This window comes from Bradyrhizobium sp. A11, assembly GCF_042077125.1.
Classification (GTDB): domain Bacteria; phylum Pseudomonadota; class Alphaproteobacteria; order Rhizobiales; family Xanthobacteraceae; genus Bradyrhizobium; species Bradyrhizobium japonicum_B.
This window is the reverse complement of record NZ_CP149509.1, coordinates 4,758,474-4,776,609: the sequence shown is the minus strand read 5'-3', so window position 1 is coordinate 4,776,609 and position 18,136 is coordinate 4,758,474. Positions and strand designations below refer to the sequence as shown.

Genomic DNA, 18,136 nt, shown 5'->3' with positions numbered 1-18,136 from the left:
CCAGGTTGTTCGCGACGGGAGCGGCTGAGTGGTATCGACAACGGCCGGACTCGCCAATAGCCAAATGCCTTGCATCGAGGTATCTAAATACCTCTACTGTGCATGGGGTTGTTTTCGCAGTTTTTGGGGGAGGGGCGCGCTGGCGCCCGGCGATCAGCTTAGAATTCCCGCCGCTTCAACCAGGCCCGTGCCCCCCAATGGCCGAAGCACCAGGCCGATCGGATCAGGGACAGGTGCTCGACATTGCGGTAGATCTGCCAGACCCATTTGGCCGAGCGCACCGGGCGGCTGGAGACGGAGGAGCCCCTGACGCGGTAGCGCGCCAGATCCTCGTTGAGGCCATAGGCGGTATGGCCGCGCTGGAGGATCGAGAGCCACAGGCAGAAATCGTCATAGCCCTCGTTCTTCATCGCGATGGGGCCGGCGATCTCACGGTCAACCATCGCCGTCAGCGTCGCGATCGCGGTGTTCTTCAGGAGCTGGTCGTAGGTCAGCGAGGCCGGCACCTCGATCAGTCGTCCGGTGACGGTGTTGGTCTCGTTGATGCGCCGGAAGGCGGTGTAGCTGAGCGCGGCCTGCTTCTCCTTCGCGAAGGCAAGCTGCCGCTCCAGCTTCTCGGGCAGCCACAGATCGTCGCTGTCGAGGAAAGCGAGATAGCGGCCTTGTGCGGCGTCGATCGACGCCTGGCGCGCCAGCGCCGGGCCGCCGTTCCTGGCCTGCCGGATCAGCTTGACGCGCGGATCGCGCTCGCCGATCGCGGCGATGATCGCCGGCGTCTTGTCGGTCGAGCAGTCGTCGGCGATCAAGAGCTCCCAATCGGCGAATGTCTGGCTCTGCACCGAGCGGATCGTCTCCTCGATCAGGCCTTCGACGTTCCAGGATGGAGTGATGATCGAGACGAGCGGCATGATGGGTCCGTTCAGTTCACGCGGGCCGGCTCGGCGATTGCCGCGCGCAAGGAGGCCGCAAACGTGTCGAGCAGCTTGGGATCGCTGATATAGAGCTCGCCCGGATAAGACCGGCGCCAGGCGGACTCGAAATAGGGCGCGCCCTTGGCCGGATCGAAAGACCCGGCGGAGAGCGCCTCGCGCAGCCGGGCGGGTACGTCGGCCAGGCGATCGACCGCATGTACCAGCGGACAGGAGCGGTAGAACGCATCGCCCATCACCACGACCGGCTTGCCGAGCAGCAGCGCTTCGGCGCCCGACTTGCTGTTGACGGAGATGACCGCATCGGCGCGATTGAGCACGGTGTAATTGTTGGTCTGCGGCGGCAGCAGCACGAAATTGTCGAATCGGCGCGCCAGCTCGAACAGGCGGTCGGCAGAGATCGCGCCGATCTGAGCGGGGTGCTCCTTCACCACCAGCACATGCGAATCCGGGATCGTCCGCAGCAGGAAGTCGACGGTCGCGACCTGGTCGAGATAGTCCGGCGAGCGCAGCGTCAGCGCCATGTCGGCCGGGACGTGGAACGGATAGTAGACGAAGGGTGCTTCGGGCATCGGTTTGTAAAGCTTGCGCAGCCGTGTCGCGTTGAGTGCCATCGCGGCGTGCACGCGGGCGTGACGCAGATTGTGCCCGAACTCCTGGTGCTTGCCGAGTGCGAACTGGTCCCACAGCTTCTCGCCGAGACGGCGGGCGTTGCGCAGGTTCACGACCTTCTTGAAGGCTGCCGAATAATGATGCTGGTCCTTCTTGGGGATGACGATCGCGCGCTGCGTCAGCGTGTCGTCCAGATAGGCGCGCACCTCCGAAGACACGGCGTCCGCCGGCGCCGGCATCACGTCGGGTGCGCCGAGCGTGTCGGGCGTGAAGTACATGCGGCCGCGGAAGAACGAAGGCTCGATGAACCAGTTGCGAATGTTACGGCGCTTGGCGGCGTAGAAGCTCGCGAGCACCGAGAGAAAGCCGCCCAGCTCCTGCACCAGCTCGGCGCGCTTGCCTTGCCGCTCCAGCCGGTCGAGGACCGCCTCCATCGCGTTGGCATAGATCATGAAGCGCCGGCGCAGCGCGGCGGTGTCGCGGATGCCGAAGGTGAAGCGCTCGTGGCTGAACAGAAAATTGGCGCCGTCGAGCCCGTAGGATGCGACGCGCGCATCGAACGCACCGCGATCGTCGGGTGAGGGGCCGGCCTTGAGGCCCTCGCGGTACATGTTCGTGACCGGCACGCCCTCCGCAGTCGACATCTCCGCGCTGCGATCGTCGAAGGCAAGCAACTCGACGTCATGGCCTGCCGCGCGCAATCGCTGCGCGACCGGAATCCAGAACCGGGTCTGGTATTCGGCAAGCGTGGTGATGAGAATGGTCTTTGCAGATGCTGCCATGGCTCTACTTGGCGTGTTCGATCGCAATGCTCGCGAGCGGCAGGCCCGTCGTCGCGCAATGCGCGCGTCTTGCCGTGAATCGAGACGGACTCGCCTGATCGTGAGCGGCGATGCGCTGGAGCAGGGACTGGACGAAGGGTGGCGCGATCCGTTTGTCGCGTCGGGCCGGATTGAACTGGCTGCGTAGCCGCTCGGTGACCGCGGAGCCGAGCGCGGCGCTGGCGGCGCCCTTGACGATCTGACCAAGGCTCGGCTTGGCGCGCGTTCCCTTCACCGTGGCAAGCAGCGAGACGTATGGCCGGTTCGAGCTCGTCGTTCCGATCAGAACATCGGCGACGCGTTCGGCGGCTTTTCCGTCGTTGAGATGGAAGAAGGCCTCGATATCGGCGGCGTGTACGCGGGCGAAATCGAAGGTCTCCGTCTCGCGCTCGATATCATCGACCGCGCCGAGCAACTCGTCGAACGAGGTGACCTGCCGGCTGACGCGCGCGGGCAACGCGGCGTGGCCTGCCGTGGTCGGGGTGTTCAAATATTCGAGCTGGAGCGGCAGCTTTCCGAGCAATACCGATTCCACGGCCGTTCCGCAGTTGAGATGGATGACCGCGGCTGCATTGCGGATGCGGTCGAGCACGCTGCCGGTGCCGTCGATCAGGACGTTGGCGTGGCGCGAGAGCGCATTGCGATAGACGTCCTCGCGCTCGAAGGGGTGCGGACGCACCAGAATGCTGCGGTTGGGCCGCGCTGCGGCGAGCCGGTCGATCTCGGCGAGATAGTTGGCGAAGACCTGCTTCAGATCCGCGATGAAGCGGTCGACATAGGCGCCATCCCAGCCGGCCCGCACCATCGCCTCGCGCTCGCCGCCCGGCTTGCCGGTGAAGCGCGAATTGACCAGCGGAAAGTTGGCGTTGACGAGCAGATAGCCTCGCGGCTCGCCGTCGAGCAGCGCGCGCCAGCGTGGGGCGGCGAAATCGAAGCGCGGACACCCGGTGAGATGAAGCTGCTCCGGCTTCATGGTTTCGGCTGCGAGGAAGGCGTCGTGCAGCCGGCTTCCCCAGAAGAAATAGCCCGCCAGTATGTCGGCGTAGCCGCTGGCTTTGATGTGGGCGGCCATCGCCGGAGGCGAGTTGCCGCCCTTTTCTGCCAGCACTCCGCCTTCGGTGTCGAGCACGTACAACGCCAGGCCGGCCCTGGCAAAGCTGCGCATCAGGTCGAGATTGACGGGACGTGCGTAGTTGACGACCAGTGCGTCCAGCCCAAGTCGCGGGACATCGACGGCCTGCTCGTACATCGGCACCAGCGCGACGGCGGCGCCGCGCCGGGCGAGCTGATAACCGAGCATGACTGCGCCCGGCAGGTCACGCTTGGGGTGATCGACCACCAGGCCTATGCGCACCGTTCGCGTCTCCTCGTGGAATGAAGCAGGGCGGTCATCGATCTTCCGAACATGCTGATGCGAATGGTGAGCTAGATCGACGTCCAGCCGAAGCGTTGGCCAAGTTCCCCGAAGATGGCCCGCTGGCGGTCTTCCAAAACCAGAAAATACTGCAAGACCCAGCTGACCACGCAGAACGCGGCGATCGCAGCTCCCAGCCTCCAGAAGCCGTCGATTGCGAGGTGATCTGCAAGCTCGAGGAGAAGCAGGCCCAAGACCACGAGAATGACGGCTTGAGCAAGAAGTGCTCTAAGGAGGCGGTGGGAGTCAAGCTGCAACGCGCGGCTCACGGCGCCGATCTGCAATGGCAGAATCACGGCATTGCCAACCACCTGGCCGAGGATCAGTGCTCGCTCATCGAACAAGTGCAGCGTCGCAAGCGCCACCACGGTCCAAACCGCCAATTGATAGATCATGAGCCGGTTCAGCCGGGACTGCACCTGCGTGCGGGTCAGGAACATGACGTTGCCGAAGGCGAGGTATTGAGCGCAGATCGGGACCACGAAGCTCAGGCCCATCCAGAAGGCATAGGGGGCCATCTGCGGTCCGATCCACACTTGCATGATCTCGGGCGACAGCACGGCGGCCGCCATCAGCGGCGGAACCGTGAACATCGGGAGGATGATCAGCCCAAATTCGCCGAGGCGCTGGAACGCCGTAGCGTTGCCGCGCTCGTCGAGGCGGCTTGCCACCGGCAGCAGGGCCGATGTCAGCAGACCAACGACGACCTTGGATACCCGAGGCAGCCTGACCAGGGTGTCGTACACCCCGACACCCTTGGGCCCGAACAAGAGGCCGACCAGGAAGGGTTGAATCGGCAGCGCCAAACCGCCCGTCAGCTTGCCCTGCGCGAATAGTGCGCATCGGTGAAATAGCTCGCGCCGGATCGGCGCGTCCCACATAGCAGGTCGCACTTTGCGCACGACGGCGACGAAGGCTGCGACGAACACCAGACACGCGCGCATCAAGGTGCTGGCGAGGTAAATATAGGCGACCAGCTCGAACGAGGCCGCGGCATTGGCGGCCCAGATTGTGCAGGCGACATAGGCTATCGTGGAGCTCACCTCCGCCAGCCGCAGGATGTTGTAGCGCTCGAAGCCCTTGACAATGCCTTCCCAGATCAGCGCCGGGATCAGCACCAGGTTGGCAAGTGCGGTGTAGCGCAAGATATCCAAGAACCTGTCGGCGTGAGCGGCATCGACGCGGAGTGCGATGGTCAGGTAAGGCGCACTGATCCAGACGGCGATCGCGACAAGTCCTGCGAGGCCGCCCCCCATCACGGTCAGAAGCGCCAGCTGCTGGCCGGCGATCCGCCAATTGCGATGCTCCCGCGCCCGTGCGACCGCTTGCGTCGTGACCTCGGAGAGGCCGAAATCGAGCAGTCCCATCATGCCGGTCGGCAGCAGGATGCGAGCCAGCACGATCAGGCCGAACTCGGTCACGCCCCAGGTGCGGATGATGACAGGTATGACGACGAGGCCGAGCACCGCCGAGATCCCGAAGGCCGCGCTGGATATCAACGTGTTGCGGATCAGCTGTTTGAGCATGCCCCGGCCGCTCACCAGGCGCTCAGACCGCCGTCGACGGCGATGTTCTGGCCGGTGACGTAGGACGCGGCATCCGAGACCAGGAACAGCATGGTCCCCACCATCTCGTCCGCGCGCGCCATGCGGCCGAGCGGGATACGGGCACCATAGCGCGCCTTGAAGGTCTCGTTCTGGCCGCTCTCCACCCCGCCCGGGGTGAGGGTGTTGACGCGAACGCCTTTCGCCGCCCAGTAGGTCGCCAGGTGCTTGCTGAGGCCGATGACACCGGCTTTGGACGCCGTGTAGACCGCGGGCGTGTTGATGGCGCGGCCGAGGTATTCGGAGCCTTCGTAGATGCGCTGGTCGGGCGCCATCAGGCCGTAGATCGAGGCGGTCTGCACGATGGCGCCATAGCCGCGCTCGGCCATCCGGCCGCCGAACACCTGCGCGACGTTGAACATGCCGTCCAGGTTGACCGCCATGATCTCGCGCCAGGTGTCCTGGGAGAATTTCTCGACGGGCGCAAAGAAGGCATCGACATCGCGGGTCTTGCTGGCGGCGTTGTTGAGCAGGATCGAGACCGGCCCGAGGTCGGCCTCGATCGCATCGGCCGTGGTGCGGACGGAGCCGGGCTGGGTGATGTCGCAGCCATAGCCCCTGGCGCGGACGGCGTGGCGTGAGGTGACGTCGGCGGCCACCGCGTCGGTCGCAGCCTGATCGAGATCGACGATCGCGACATTGGCGCCGAACTCGGCGAGGCCTTCGGCGAAGCGCCGGCCGAGGATGCCGCATCCGCCGGTGACGACGGCCGTGCGGCCGGTTAGATCGAACAGAGCCTTGAAGCTCGTGGTCATCGCTTGGGCCTCCTCAGGCCGACAGTCGTTGGCGCAGCAACAGTTCCACCAGCGCGAAATCGAGATCGGAATCGATGTCGATCGAGCGCTCTTCCGGCATCTCAAACAGACGCGTGTCGGGATAGAATACTGCCGGCTGCGCCAGGAACGGCGCGACACGCCAGACATAGATCGACGCGTTCATGTCGAAGCAGCGCGGCGCGTCCTGCCGGCGCGTGATCGGAGGATTGGCGGATTTGGAAAGGCCGACGCTGCCATCGCTGCGCTGCTCGACCAGGTTGAAATAGGGCGAGCGGCGCGCCGGCGCGCCGGTGATGACGTTGCGCGCGCCGCTCTCGCGCAGCAGTGCCACGGCGCCGGCAATGTCGGAGGCCAGCCGGAGCGGCGAGGTGACATCGAGATCGACGAAGATCTCCGGCGTCGTGCCCGTTTGCGCAATGGCCTGCTCGAGGCAGTGGCGGATCGCCGGCAGCTTCGGCGCGGCGTCGGTCGCCATCTCGTCGGGACGCTTGACCGCGATGTCGGCGCCGGCTTTGATCGCCGCGTCGAGCAGTGCGTCGGAATCGCTGCTGAAGGCGATCGCATCGAACAAGCCGGTCTCGCGCGCCTGCGCAATGCTCCACGCCAGCACGGGCTTGCCCAGGAGATCGCGCGCATTCTTGCCGACGACCCCTTTCGAGCCCCCCCGTGCGCAGATGGTACAAACGAGACTCATGGCGATATCCAGGTCTTGGTGCGCAGAGCCCGCTCGCTGGCGTCGATCAGATGGACGACGCCGAGCGCCTCGGGCAGCGAGCATATGGGCGCCGCGCCGTGCATCGCCGCGACATGCATGTCGCGATAGCTCTGGTCGCGTTCGCTTGGGATCTCGGTCGTCCTGCCGTTAACCGTGAGGCGGCTGCCGACGAGGTCGGCCTCGATGGTGTCGTCGTCGACATTGACGCGAATGCGGCGGATGCCCTGCCGGTCGAGGTAATCCATATGGACGTGGACAGATGGCGCCCGCTGCATGTCGAGCAGCAGGTCGAGGTGGTCGTCGACGTCGATGTCGCGCGCGCCGGATGCGCCTCCGAGCGCCGCCACGCGATGCCACGGCCCGAACAGCCACAGCAGATAATCCAGCTCGTGGCTGAGATCCCGCAGCACGCCGCCTCCGGAATCAACCGTGGCGGATGCGGTCGCGCGATGATCGCGGCCCGGCCGCCAGTCCCTGATGTCCTGGCCGACATAGGCGGCGACCGTGATCACGTCGCGCCCGCGCAGTCGTTCGGCCAGCGCCGTCATGACGGGATGAAAGCGCAGGTTGTATCCGACGCTGACATGGGTAAACGGATATTTCGGGGGAGGGGCCGGTGTCGCGAACAGTGGCTTTTCGACAAGGACTTTGCCATCGAAGCCGGCCTGCGCGAGCTCTTGCAGATCCGCCGCATGGCGTGCGGTCTCGGTGGCGATCACCACGTAGTCCGGATGCGCCGCCACGATGGCCTGCGTGATCGAGCCGTAGTCGCCGCCTTCGCGGCGGCTGACGGTCGCGACCTCCAGGCCGAGCTCGCGCAGGATGCGCGCATGCCTTGTGCCGATCGAGCCGAGGCCAACCACGACGGCTTTTGTCGAGGTCACGGGAAGACCTCGTGAAACTCCGCATGAGCCTGCTCGAAATCCTCCAGGCGGCCGATGTCGAGCCAGTATTCCCGAATGGGATAGACTGCGACCCGTCCCTTGTCGGCGATCACCCGCTCCAGCACCGTCGGCATGTCGATGCTGACGCCGGGCGCCACATGGCTGAAGACGGACCGGCCGATCACATAGATACCGGCGCTGACGAACCAGCTCTCGGTCGGCTTCTCGCGGATGGCATCGAGAAATCCGTCCGACGTGGACACCACGCCATAGGGGACGTGGACCTTGTGCTCGCGCACGGCCATCGTCGCCTCCGCCGGCGTTGCGTTGTGGAAGTCGAGCAGAGCCCCGTAGTTGATCGTGGTGAGGATATCTCCATTGGTGACGATCATCGGCAGATCCGGCGGCGTCCTGAACAGTCCGAGCGCGCCTGCAGTCCCCAGGCGTTCGGTTTCGTGGATGTACTGGATGTTGGCGCCGAAGGTGGCGCCATCGGCAAAGTAGTCCTTGATCGTCTCTGCCTTGTAGTTGACCGAGATGAAGATGTTGCCGAAGCCCTGCTGCACGACGTTGCGGACGATCGTCTCGAGCAGCGGCCGGCCGCCGACATTGAGCATTGGCTTCGGCACGTCGCGCGTCAGCGCGCCCAGCCGCTCACCCAAGCCGCCCGCCATGATCAGGACCGGGTTCGGATAGTGAGCCGGTTCGAGCAGCTCATCGAGCGTCTCGACCACGACCAGATGGCCGCCCTCATCGACAAGCGGGAGCTGCTTGATCGACTTCTGCCGCATCAGCTGCAGGCGCTCCTCGCGCGGCAGCGTCGCCGGAACCGACACCGGCGTGCGGTTCATGATGTCGGTCGCAAGGCCGGTGAGCGGCACACCCCGCAGCAGCCCGCGCCTCACGTCACCGTCGGTGACCACGCCGAGCAGGCGGTTCTGGTCGTCGAGCACGAGCGCGATCTGAATGCTTCCGCTCTCGATGGCAGCGATGGCCTCGCCCACGGTCGCCCGCGTTCCAACGACGGCCTTACGCCAGGATTTCATGGCAATCTGCCTCGTTTACGCCAGATATTGGGGGGCGGCCCACGGCTGAGCCTGCTATATCGCGGCTGCGAGAGGCGGCGTCAACCCCAACGGCACCCCCTGAACAGCTCCGTTAACCTCGGCGTTTCGAGGGTCCGAATCGACGGTTTGAAGACCCGCGATCCCCCGTTAAGATCGCCCGGCGCAGGGGAATCGCGATGGATGATCTCATCATCATAGGCGGGGGCGAGCACGCCTTCATGGTCTACGAGGCGGCGCTCTTGTCCGGCCAGTTCAGGGTCGTCGGCTTCCTCGATCGCCAACCCGGAACGCTTGGCGACGTCAGCTATCTCGGAACCGACGAGGCCGCGCCTGAATATCCGAATGCCGCTTTCGTCGTGGGGATCGGGTCGATGCAGGCCGGGCCCGCACGCCGGCAGATCGTCGGCCGCATGCAGGTCAAGCGCTGGGCATCCGTGGTTCACCCCCGTGCGATCGTTTCGCCGTCAGCCATGATCGGCGCGGGGACCGTCATCATGCCGGGCGCGATCGTCAATGCGCGCAGTCGGATCGGCGATCACTGCATCATCAATTCCGCTGCCGTCGTCGAGCACGATGTGCGGATCGGCGATTGCACGCATCTGTCGCCGGGAACCGTGGTCGGTGGAGGCGCTCAGATCGGCGAGAACTGCTTCATCGGTCTCGGTAGCCGGGTGAGGGATCACATCGCGATCGGCAACGACACGCTGGTCGCGATGGGATCGGTGGTCACGGCTCCATGCCCGCCTGAGTCCGTCCTGCGCGGAGTTCCGGCAAGACCGCAAGGCTAGACCGGGTCGTCCGGCTCGAGCGCGCGCGGCGCGACCGTTCCGACCAGCGACCAATAGTCGATCGGCGGCCGGCCGCCGCCGGGCCGCTTGGCAGTGATGTCGGCGGGGCCGATGATCTCGCCAGCCTTCAGCGCACGTGCCGCGACGATGCTCTTGCGCGCCACAGGAACGTTCCTGATCTCGGACTCCTTTGGCGATTTCACGCCGTCGCCGAGCGCGCGTTCGACATTGCGGATTGCGGCGACCATGCGCCTGAAATCGTCCGGCTCGAGCGAGGCAGCGTGATCGGGGCCTTGCGCCTTGCGGTCGAGCGTCAGGTGCTTTTCGATGACCGTCGCGCCGAGCGCGACGGCAGCCACCGAAACCTCGAAACCATCGGTGTGATCGGAATAGCCAACCGGAAGCTGGAATGCGGTCTGCATGGTGGCCATCGCCGCGAGGTTCACGTCACCGATGGGGCAGGGATATTCGGTCGTGCAATGGAGCAGGCTGACGTGCTGTGCGAGTGCCGTGCGCGCGGCCGGATCGCGCCACGCCGCGCGGAAGGCGGCGATGCCGGGCGGGTCATCGGATGGGCCGTAGCCATGCGCGAGGACGCCCAGCGCCTCCTCGATCTCGCCGAGCGTCGCCATGCCCGTCGACAGGATCAGCGTCGCGCCGGCGCTCGCCGCCGCATGCAGCAGCGGCGCATTGGTGAGATCGCCCGATCCGATCTTGATGCGCGGCAGTCTCAGCGACAGCAAGAAGGCGAGCGAAGCGTCGTCGAACGGCGTCGACAGGAATTCGATGCCGCGCTCCGTGGCTCGTTCGATCAGCGTGCGATGCGCGGCCTGCGGCAGCTCGAGTCGTTCCAGCATGGCAAGCTGGCTCTCGGCGGCATCGGTGGTACGCTGCTGATAGTCGGCCTTCTTCGCCGCGCCGCCCGCCAGCGCCTTCGCGTTGAAAGTCTGGAACTTGACGATGTCGGCGCCGGCGTCGGCGGCGGCGTCGACCAGCGCCAGCGCCTTCTCCAGGCTTCCGTCGTGATTGACGCCCGCTTCCGCGATGATCAGCGTGTGCGGGGTCATGCCGGCACTCCGCTTGGCGAAAGCTCGTAGAAGCCCTTTGCAAGCAGCTGCCGGAAATCCGGGATGCCGGCAACGATATCGGCAAATCGCCGGCTGGACTCGCCGTCGCCGTAAGGGTTGGTGGTGGCCTGACGGCCGCGCTGGAGCGCCGCCGTGATGGCGCCGGCAATGGCGGCGCGTTCGGGCGCTGCGTGAAACACCGAGGCCGCGCGCGCGCGTCCTTTCTGACGGTCGCCGATATCGACCGTGGGAACGCCGAAGGAGGGCGCTTCGAGCACGCCGCTCGAGGAATTGCCGATCACCACGTCGACCTGGTTCATCAGGCTGAGATAGCGAAGCTGGCCGAGTGAGGCGACCGCCATCGTGTTCGGTCGTCCGGCCGCGAAAGCCTCGATCCGGGCGTTCAAGGCGCGACCCTCGGCGTCGGCGTTCGCGAGCGTGAACACGAAACGAAAGGCGGGATCGAGCGTCAACAGGGCCGCGAACAATTCGTCCAGCTCGGCCACCGAGCGCCCTGCTTCGACCGTGACGGGGTGAAACGTGATGAGCGCGTTGCGTTCGCCCAGCGGCATCCCGATCGCGCGGCTGATGCCGTCGCGGTCTATCAGATCGAGATGCTTGATGGCGTCGATGCCGACCGAGCCGATGGTGTGGATACGGGACGGATGCTCACCGAGTTGCATCAATCGCCGCGCCGAGTCCTGATTACTGGTGAAATGCAGGTGCGACATCTTGCTGATGGCATGGCGCGTGGACTCGTCGACCGCGCCCTCGGTGACGTCGCCGCCGAACAGATGCGCCATCGGCAGCCGCATGAACATCGCAGCCTGCGCGGCTGCGAACATCTCGAAACGGTCGCCGAGCACGACGACGAGATCCGGCTGTAGCTGTGTGAAGGTATCGGCAAAGCCGATGACGCCGAGGCCGACCGATTTCGCGACGCCGGCGCCGGTGTCGCTGCTCAGCAGCGTCTCGACGCGCGCGTCGACCTCGAATCCTTCGTGGCCGATCGCGCTGAAGGTGTAGCCGAACTCCGGCGCGAAATGCATGCCGGTGGCGACGAGCTGAAGTGTCAATCCGGGCGTTTCCCGGATCGCGCGCATCGGCCAGACCAGCAGGCCGAAATCGGCACGGCTGCCGGTGACGAAGCAGATCTTTCGCGCGCCACTATTCATCGCGGGCCCTGATGCTGGCGCTGCTGGGCAGGTTGATCAGGCGGCGCTCGATGGATTCGGCCGTCGAAAGGTCGCCGCGCGGGCTTTGCGCGAACATCGGCAGCTTGTGCATCAACGTCCAGACCGGGCGCGCCCCGAAGCCGGCGTCGTTGAGCGCGGCGAGAAGATCGTCGCGCCTGTCGGCATACGCCTCGTCGAGCAGGATGGCGTTCAGCCAATAATTGCTCGTCGTGCCCGCGGGCTCGCGCGAGAAGCGCACGCCGGGCACCTCCGCAAAGACGCGCTCATAGGCCGCAGCCAACTTCCGCTTGCTTGCCAGGAAGCCGTCGAGCTGCTCCAGCTGCGCGCAGCCGAGCGCCGCGTTCAAGTTCGGCAGTCGGTAATTGAAGCCGATCTCGTCGTGGACGAAGGCCCATTTGTGCGGCAATTTCGCCGTCGTCGTCAGGTGCTTGGCGCGGCGGCCGAGTTCCTCGTCATTGGTCAGGATCGCGCCCCCGCCGCCCGTGGTGACGATCTTGTTGCCGTTGAAGCTGAGTGCTGCAAGGCGTGCCTGTGATCCGACCGCGCGACCCTTGTAGGTCGACCCCAGCGATTCGGCAGCGTCCTCGACCAGCGCGATGTCCCAATCTTTTGCAAGTGCGGAGATCGCGTCCAGATCGACGGGATGGCCGAAGGTGTGCATCGGAGCGATCGCCGCGATGCGGCGGCCGGTCTCGCGGTTGATGGTGCCGGTTGCAGTCTTCCGCGCGATCGCATCGAGCCGCACCGCGAGTGCGCGCGCGTCCATGCCGAGCGTTTCGAGTGAGCTGTCGACGAAATGCGGTGTCGCGCCACAATAGGCGATCGCATTCGTCGTCGCGATGAAAGTCAGCGCCGGCGAGATGACCTCGTCGCCGGGTTCGACGCCGGCAAGCCTGAAGCAGGCGTGCAGCGCGGCCGTGCCGTTGACGACGGCGACCGCGCGCTTGGCGCCGGTGACCTCCTCGAGCATGCGCTCGAACCGATCGACGAAGGGGCCGACCGAGGAGACGTAGGTGCTCTTGATGCACTCTTCGAGGTAGGCGATCTCTTTGCCGGCGAACACCGGTTCGTGCAGGCCGAGAATGCCGTTCGGCGTTCCCACCGCGCGTCGCACGGCATCGACGATCTTTTCCTGGTCGAAGCCTGACCTCGTCACGGGACCGTCCACCATTGTCTTAGACATTGTACACGTCAGCCTTGTAGCGGCTGAGGTTTGCAGGATTGGTGAACCAGTTCACCGTCTTGACCATACCCTGCCGCATGCCATCGATGCCGCCGAATTCCGGGCTCCAGCCGAGCTGCTGGCGTGCCTTGGAATTGTCGGCCCAGAGCCGCTCAACCTCGCTGTTGGCGGGGCGCAGGCGCGCTTCGTCGGTCTCGATTTCGATCGCGGTCCCCATGACATCGGCGATCATCTGCGCGGTCGCGCCGACCGAGATCTCAAAGCCGCTGCCGAGATTGATGGTCTGGCCGACGACCTGTTCCGCGGGCGCCGTGAGGCCGGCGATCAGGCCGCGTGCGGTGTCGGTGACGAAGGAGAAATCGCGCGTCGGGCTGACGGCCCCGAGACGGATTTTCCGCTTGCCCGTCGCGATCTGGCTGATGATCGTCGGGATCACTGCGCGCGCCGATTGCCGCGGGCCGAATGTGTTGAACGGACGGATCACAACGACGGGCATGTCGAAGGATGCCTGGAACGACAGCGCCATCTGATCCGAGGCGATCTTCGATGCCGAGTAGGGCGACTGCCCGACCAGCGGATGGCTCTCCTTGATCGGAACCGTCTGCGCCGTGCCGTAGACCTCGCTGGTCGAGGTTTGAACGAAGCGCCGCACGCCGGCCGTGCGCGCGGCCTGGAGCACGTTCACGGTGCCGCGCACATTGGTCTCGACATAGGAATCGGGCGCGACATAGGAAAAGGGAATGGCGATCAGCGCCGCCAGGTGCAGGACGTCGGTGCAGCCGCCGGCGGCCGCGATCATGAAATGCGGGTCGCGGATGTCGCCAGCCACCACCTCCACCGACGCCATGACGTCGGCCGGTATCGTGTCGAGCCAGCCCCACGAGTTGAAGGAATTGTAATAGACGACCGCCTTGACGCGGGCTCCGGCTTTCACCAGTTCCTCGACGACATGCGAACCGATGAAGCCGTCGCTTCCGGTAACGAGGACGCGGGCGTCCTTCAGATCTGCCATGCCGGACCCCAAAAGGCGATTACGCCAATATTCGCAACAAGATGGCGCTATAGCACACTGACGGTCGCGCGCAACAGAGCAGCGCTCGGCGGCTGTCAAATGTCCGGGGATGCAGCGTTTTTCGCGCGCCTAAGGCCCGCCGGTCGGTCTCAGGCGCTGTTTCACGAAAGCCTCCAGATTTCCGCCTTCGAACAAGTGCCCTGCGAGGCCGGCCGCCCGTGCCGCTTCCATATCGCTTTCCTTGTCCCCGATCACCATGCTGCGCGTCATGTCGACCGGAAAGCGCCGGGCGAGGTCGGTGATCATGCCGGGCGCCGGCTTGCGCCGGTCGCTCACACGACAGTAGCGCGCGACGCTTCCGTTGGGGTGATCGGGACAGTATTCGAAGGCATCGATATGCGCGCCGATTTCTGCCATCTGATCTGCCATCCAGCGGTGCAGAGCGACGACGTGTTGCTCTTCGTAGTAGCCGCGTGCGACGCCGGACTGATTGGTGATGACGAAGGCAAAGTAGCCGGCATCGTTCACGGCCTTTACGGCCTCGCGTGCGCCCTCGATCCAGTCGAACTTGTGCGTTTCGAACGTGTATCCAGCATCGTGGTTGAGCACGCCGTCGCGATCGAAGAACACGGCCGGCCGCTGCAGTTGCCGGCGCAATTCGCGATCGGCGCGAGCGAAATCGTCGGGAATGCCGATGTCGATGAAGTAGCCGCGATAGGCCGTGCCGCGCAGCGCGCCGGATTTGGCGAGGCCGGGGAATATTTCCTGCTCGAGCGAGGCGGGAAGCGTCGCGATATCGTCGAGAACGGACTTGTCGATGACGTAGATGCCGGCATTGACCGGCCCGGTGGCCCCCGCACCCGGGGCGATGAAGTCGCGCACCACGTCACCATCGAGTACGACGCGGCCGTAGCGGTCCCCCACGACGCCGTCCCGCAACGCCATGTGAACGCGACCGTCATGCGCACGGGCGATCAGATCGAGCAGGTTGAAGTCGAACAGGGAATCTCCATTCAGCAGCAGGAAGCGATCGTGCAGCAAGTTACGCGCATGCACGAGCGCGCCGCCGGTGCCGAGCGGCTCCGTCTCGCGGGACACGACGATTCGCGTCTGCCGCCTGGCGGCTGCCGCGTAATGCGTCTCGACGATCTCCGCCTTGTGGCCCGCCAGCAGGAGGATTTCATCGAACACGCCATAGCGCACGAGCTCGTCGATCAGCGTGTCGAGAAACGGTCGCCCGCCGACGTCGAGCATCGGCTTCGGAACGAGCTTGGTTCGCTCACCCAGCCGGGTGCCCAGCCCGCCGACGAGGATCACGGCCTGTCTCAGCATGATATGCCCTTCTGCCGGCGTGGACGCCGGATCGCAACGCCGATCTGAGACGATAGGAGGATCAAGGTCTCGTTCACTTCATTTCACGCGAGCAGGGAGTGCGAACGACGATGGCCTGCTTGTTGGCAAACAACACTCGAAACCGGCTGGCGCGTAACGCATCGGCGAGAGCAGGCTCAATCGGCTCGGTGGGCGGAAAATAGTTGAGACGGCGATCGTTCGCGAGCCGCGTCCACTCGATGGTCCGTGGCGTGATGATCGCAACGACGTTCCAATCGTCGTCCTTCGGCTCCGGAATGTTCTGGAGTGTGTCGAAAGACGGCGGAGGCAATTCCGGAGCGGTTGTCGGCCCGCCGCGGATGGTCCGCAGGAATCCGCGGTATGGCTCGATCCTATATATCTGGAAGAAGGCGTCCGCATTGATTGGGCCAATCAGAGACATCGCCAGTCTGCACGCATTCGCGACGCCCTGACCTCCTTCAGTCGGCTCAAGGATGGCGCGCAGAATCGATTTTGCCCGCTGCGCGAGTATTGCGTTGACGGTGTCCAGATTTGAGAACAGATAGGCCGCTGGAGCGCCCGTCAATGCCTGGACTATGCCCAACGTATAGGGGTCGGAGAGAAGAATTCCCTTCTTGAGATTGGCGCGGAGCCAGTGGGCGACTTCAAGGTCGTTGGCATTGTAATGCGAAACGACCGCGGCCCGGTCTGGAGGCGCGCCATAGCTGTAGTTCTTGAGAATGCCGGACAAACCGGCCTTGTCGACGGCCACGCCCAACCCCACGACACCCACCAGACTGCAAATGTAGATCGGTCTCGACCGCGAAAGGGTCAATAGCGCAAGCATCATGAGCAGCCCAACGCCTGCGATTTCCGTTGGTCGCAGGAACGCCTGATATTGCGCAAAAGGCAGGTCCGGCCGCCAGGCAAAACCGTAGATCGCAACCACGAGAATGGTCGCAAGCAGCGCAACCGCCGCCGCAACCAGGGTCCGCCGATATCGCGAGGACGGGGCGGAATCGACCAACAACTGGCAAAAGGTCTCGGTCGCCGCGATCGTGAAGAGCGACACGAGGATCGCGCCGGTGCGATACAGAAAAGGGAACCCCGAGAGAATAGCGACGCTCAGACCGCAGCCGGCAATCCAGGACCACACGAGTATGGGGAAGCCCTCGGCTTGGCGCTCGATTGCACCCGAGCGATCACGACGGGCAGGTCGGGTCATCCACCACCATGCAATGCCCAGTGTGATGCAGATGGAGAAGAGCGGACCTATTGCCCGCCCGAGCTCGATAGTGGCGATCTGCGGTCCGGAGCCCAGGGACAGCTCGTCACCCACCTGGATCCTTCGGCCCAGAACCAGTTCCGTAATCGAGGAGAACGTCTCGTTGGTGCTCAGCGACGGGATATAGCCGAAGCGCGTTCCCGCAACGCAGAGGACGATTGCAGCGATGATCAGGGGCAGGGCAAAGGAAAGAAACCGAAGGACCGCGATGCCGGGCGACGGCCAAGCGGAGATTATCCGGACAATGGCAAGATAAAGAAGCCAGCTGATCAGAACGGTTGGAACGAACAGATAGGAGCCGCGATGCGCAAGCAGCAACGTCGCCGGCCAGATGCAACCGAGAAGGAGAGGTGCGGCATATTTCGTGGTGCCGCTCATGATCCTGAGCAGAAGCAGCAAGGCCACGAGTAGCGCGAGCATGAGTGTGTTGTTGTTGACGGCGAAAGCGAGCAGCAGCGTCGCGATGGCGCCGGCGATCAGCAGCAGGACGAAACGCGCCGACGGACCGTTTGCATTCCGGTTGGAATTGCCCATCAGCACGCCGAGAAACACGACGCTGCCGGCGACGGCCAGGCTGCCGTTCGTCATCAAGGCGACCGTGTTGCCCGTCGCCGCGAAGAAGAAGGCGATCCACCTTCGTGAAGACGTGGAATAGATGCCTTGCACGAAGGCATAGGACGCCAACAGGAAGAACAGGACCGAGAAGAAGCGATAGGTCCAACTGAACCGCAGGAGATCCAGGCCGAGCGTTCCGGCCAGGGCGCCGGAGAGCGCCGAGCGGAGATCGACATAGGATTGGGCTGCGTAGGGATTGAGAATGCCGCTGTCGGCGTATTCTTGCGCAGTCTTCATCCAGTGAACGTCTGCGCCGATGTCCGCATAGGGGAAGTTGGAAAATGCGCCGAAGGTCCACCACCATGTGATGAGGGCAATGGGGAGCGACAGCATGCACCAAATGGTCGCCGTGCGGGTGTCGCCAGCACCTGGACGCCAGTTGGGCCACGACCAGGCCAGTCCGAAGCAGGACAATGCAACGATGATCGCAAGGTGAAGCCAAATATTGCTTACGAGAACCGATAACAATCCGAACAGGATGCCCGTTGCAGACGCGCCGATGGTCAGCCCGAGAGTGACGAACTGGGCCTTGGTGAGCTGGCAAATCTCGACGAATCTCGTTGACGCAATGGCCAGAATCGAAAAGCCGGTGCCGAGCTGGATCAGGAAGAACAGGAATGTCAGGACAAGTGTGGTCGTCCACATCGCGAGATCTCTACAATGAGCTTTGGCCAAGCGACCGGGAAATGGAGATCGTCAGTTCCTTTCGATGGATCGGGCCGGGCGGCAAACGACCAACGAGCCTAGCGCAAACGATCCTGTTCGGAGAAGTCTCTGAAGTATGGTGCCAGTCGTTTCAGGATCAGCTGCTCCGGCGGCCGGCGGTCGGGTTTGGT

General features: G+C 64.6%; 15 protein-coding genes. 1 reads left to right on the top strand and 14 read right to left on the bottom strand.

The annotated features are described in order from the left end of the window. Window positions 1-158: 158 nt before the first annotated feature. The 8 genes from WI560_RS22465 to WI560_RS22430 all read right to left on the bottom strand — a co-directional run bounded on the left by WI560_RS22465 (window position 159) and on the right by WI560_RS22430 (window position 8,801). Window positions 159-908, bottom strand: coding sequence for a glycosyltransferase family 2 protein (locus WI560_RS22465; RefSeq protein WP_375304906.1), 750 nt, complete (start codon window positions 906-908; stop codon window positions 159-161). Window positions 909-919: 11 nt separating this feature from the next. Further along, window positions 920-2,323 carry a capsule biosynthesis protein gene (locus WI560_RS22460; protein ID WP_375304905.1) on the bottom strand — a complete coding sequence of 468 codons (1,404 nt, stop codon included), beginning with the start codon at window positions 2,321-2,323 and terminating at the stop codon, window positions 920-922. A gap of 4 nt (window positions 2,324-2,327) precedes the next feature. Continuing rightward, window positions 2,328-3,716, bottom strand: coding sequence for a surface carbohydrate biosynthesis protein (locus WI560_RS22455; protein ID WP_375304904.1), 1,389 nt, complete (start codon window positions 3,714-3,716; stop codon window positions 2,328-2,330). Between the two features lie 71 nt (window positions 3,717-3,787). Further along, on the bottom strand, window positions 3,788-5,242 hold the full coding sequence (locus WI560_RS22450; protein WP_375304903.1) for a hypothetical protein: 1,455 nt from the start codon (window positions 5,240-5,242) through the stop codon (window positions 3,788-3,790). 71 nt (window positions 5,243-5,313) lie between these two features. Continuing rightward, on the bottom strand, window positions 5,314-6,135 hold the full coding sequence (locus WI560_RS22445) for an SDR family oxidoreductase (RefSeq protein ID WP_375304902.1): 822 nt from the start codon (window positions 6,133-6,135) through the stop codon (window positions 5,314-5,316). 13 nt (window positions 6,136-6,148) lie between these two features. Then, window positions 6,149-6,850: an acylneuraminate cytidylyltransferase family protein gene (locus WI560_RS22440; RefSeq protein ID WP_375304901.1), complete on the bottom strand. Its 702-nt coding sequence runs from the start codon at window positions 6,848-6,850 to the stop codon at window positions 6,149-6,151. Continuing rightward, the gene (locus tag WI560_RS22435; RefSeq protein ID WP_375304900.1) at window positions 6,847-7,755 is read right to left on the bottom strand and encodes a Gfo/Idh/MocA family protein; all 909 of its coding nucleotides are present in this window, start codon (window positions 7,753-7,755) and stop codon (window positions 6,847-6,849) included. The genes WI560_RS22440 and WI560_RS22435 overlap by 4 nt, the downstream gene beginning before the upstream one ends. Beyond that, on the bottom strand, window positions 7,752-8,801 hold the full coding sequence (locus WI560_RS22430; protein WP_375304899.1) for a nucleotidyltransferase family protein: 1,050 nt from the start codon (window positions 8,799-8,801) through the stop codon (window positions 7,752-7,754). The genes WI560_RS22435 and WI560_RS22430 overlap by 4 nt, the downstream gene beginning before the upstream one ends. Before the next feature lie 197 nt (window positions 8,802-8,998). Here WI560_RS22430 and WI560_RS22425 point away from each other — a divergent pair, with 197 nt between their 5' ends. Further along, window positions 8,999-9,610, top strand: a complete 612-nt coding sequence (locus WI560_RS22425; protein WP_375304898.1) for an acetyltransferase — start codon at window positions 8,999-9,001, stop codon at window positions 9,608-9,610. Here WI560_RS22425 and neuB read toward each other — a convergent pair. The 6 genes from neuB to WI560_RS22395 form a co-directional block, all read right to left on the bottom strand. Further along, window positions 9,607-10,677, bottom strand: a complete 1,071-nt coding sequence (gene neuB, locus WI560_RS22420) for an N-acetylneuraminate synthase (RefSeq protein WP_375304897.1) — start codon at window positions 10,675-10,677, stop codon at window positions 9,607-9,609. The genes WI560_RS22425 and neuB overlap by 4 nt on opposite strands. Continuing rightward, window positions 10,674-11,852, bottom strand: a complete 1,179-nt coding sequence (neuC, locus tag WI560_RS22415) for a UDP-N-acetylglucosamine 2-epimerase (RefSeq protein WP_375304896.1) — start codon at window positions 11,850-11,852, stop codon at window positions 10,674-10,676. Before neuC ends, neuB begins: the two co-directional genes overlap by 4 nt. Continuing rightward, the gene (locus WI560_RS22410) at window positions 11,845-13,056 is read right to left on the bottom strand and encodes a LegC family aminotransferase (RefSeq protein WP_375304895.1); all 1,212 of its coding nucleotides are present in this window, start codon (window positions 13,054-13,056) and stop codon (window positions 11,845-11,847) included. Before WI560_RS22410 ends, neuC begins: the two co-directional genes overlap by 8 nt. Continuing rightward, the gene (locus tag WI560_RS22405; protein WP_375304894.1) at window positions 13,049-14,068 is read right to left on the bottom strand and encodes an NAD-dependent 4,6-dehydratase LegB; all 1,020 of its coding nucleotides are present in this window, start codon (window positions 14,066-14,068) and stop codon (window positions 13,049-13,051) included. The genes WI560_RS22410 and WI560_RS22405 overlap by 8 nt, the downstream gene beginning before the upstream one ends. A 129-nt stretch (window positions 14,069-14,197) precedes the next feature. After that, a complete protein-coding gene (locus WI560_RS22400) occupies window positions 14,198-15,400 on the bottom strand; it encodes an HAD-IIIA family hydrolase (protein ID WP_375304893.1) in 1,203 nt (400 codons plus the stop codon). 73 nt (window positions 15,401-15,473) lie between these two features. Next, window positions 15,474-17,945 carry a hypothetical protein gene (locus WI560_RS22395; RefSeq protein WP_375304892.1) on the bottom strand — a complete coding sequence of 824 codons (2,472 nt, stop codon included), beginning with the start codon at window positions 17,943-17,945 and terminating at the stop codon, window positions 15,474-15,476. Between the last annotated feature and the right edge of the window lie 191 nt (window positions 17,946-18,136).

Excerpts from the sequence above, each read along its gene's own strand:
- WI560_RS22465 (WP_375304906.1), bottom strand. The coding sequence starts at position 908 with ATGCCGCTCGTCTCGATCATCACTCCATCCTGGAACGTCGAAGGCCTG.
- WI560_RS22430 (WP_375304899.1), bottom strand. The coding sequence starts at position 8,801 with ATGAAATCCTGGCGTAAGGCCGTCGTTGGAACGCGGGCGACCGTGGGC.
- WI560_RS22400 (WP_375304893.1), bottom strand. The coding sequence starts at position 15,400 with ATGCTGAGACAGGCCGTGATCCTCGTCGGCGGGCTGGGCACCCGGCTG.
- neuB (WP_375304897.1), bottom strand. The coding sequence starts at position 10,677 with ATGACCCCGCACACGCTGATCATCGCGGAAGCGGGCGTCAATCACGAC.
- WI560_RS22445 (WP_375304902.1), bottom strand. The coding sequence starts at position 6,135 with ATGACCACGAGCTTCAAGGCTCTGTTCGATCTAACCGGCCGCACGGCC.
- neuC (WP_375304896.1), bottom strand. The coding sequence starts at position 11,852 with ATGAATAGTGGCGCGCGAAAGATCTGCTTCGTCACCGGCAGCCGTGCC.
- WI560_RS22440 (WP_375304901.1), bottom strand. The coding sequence starts at position 6,850 with ATGAGTCTCGTTTGTACCATCTGCGCACGGGGGGGCTCGAAAGGGGTC.
- WI560_RS22425 (WP_375304898.1), top strand. The coding sequence starts at position 8,999 with ATGGATGATCTCATCATCATAGGCGGGGGCGAGCACGCCTTCATGGTC.
- WI560_RS22405 (WP_375304894.1), bottom strand. The coding sequence starts at position 14,068 with ATGGCAGATCTGAAGGACGCCCGCGTCCTCGTTACCGGAAGCGACGGC.
- WI560_RS22460 (WP_375304905.1), bottom strand. The coding sequence starts at position 2,323 with ATGGCAGCATCTGCAAAGACCATTCTCATCACCACGCTTGCCGAATAC.
- WI560_RS22410 (WP_375304895.1), bottom strand. The coding sequence starts at position 13,056 with ATGTCTAAGACAATGGTGGACGGTCCCGTGACGAGGTCAGGCTTCGAC.
- WI560_RS22395 (WP_375304892.1), bottom strand. The coding sequence starts at position 17,945 with ATGTGGACGACCACACTTGTCCTGACATTCCTGTTCTTCCTGATCCAG.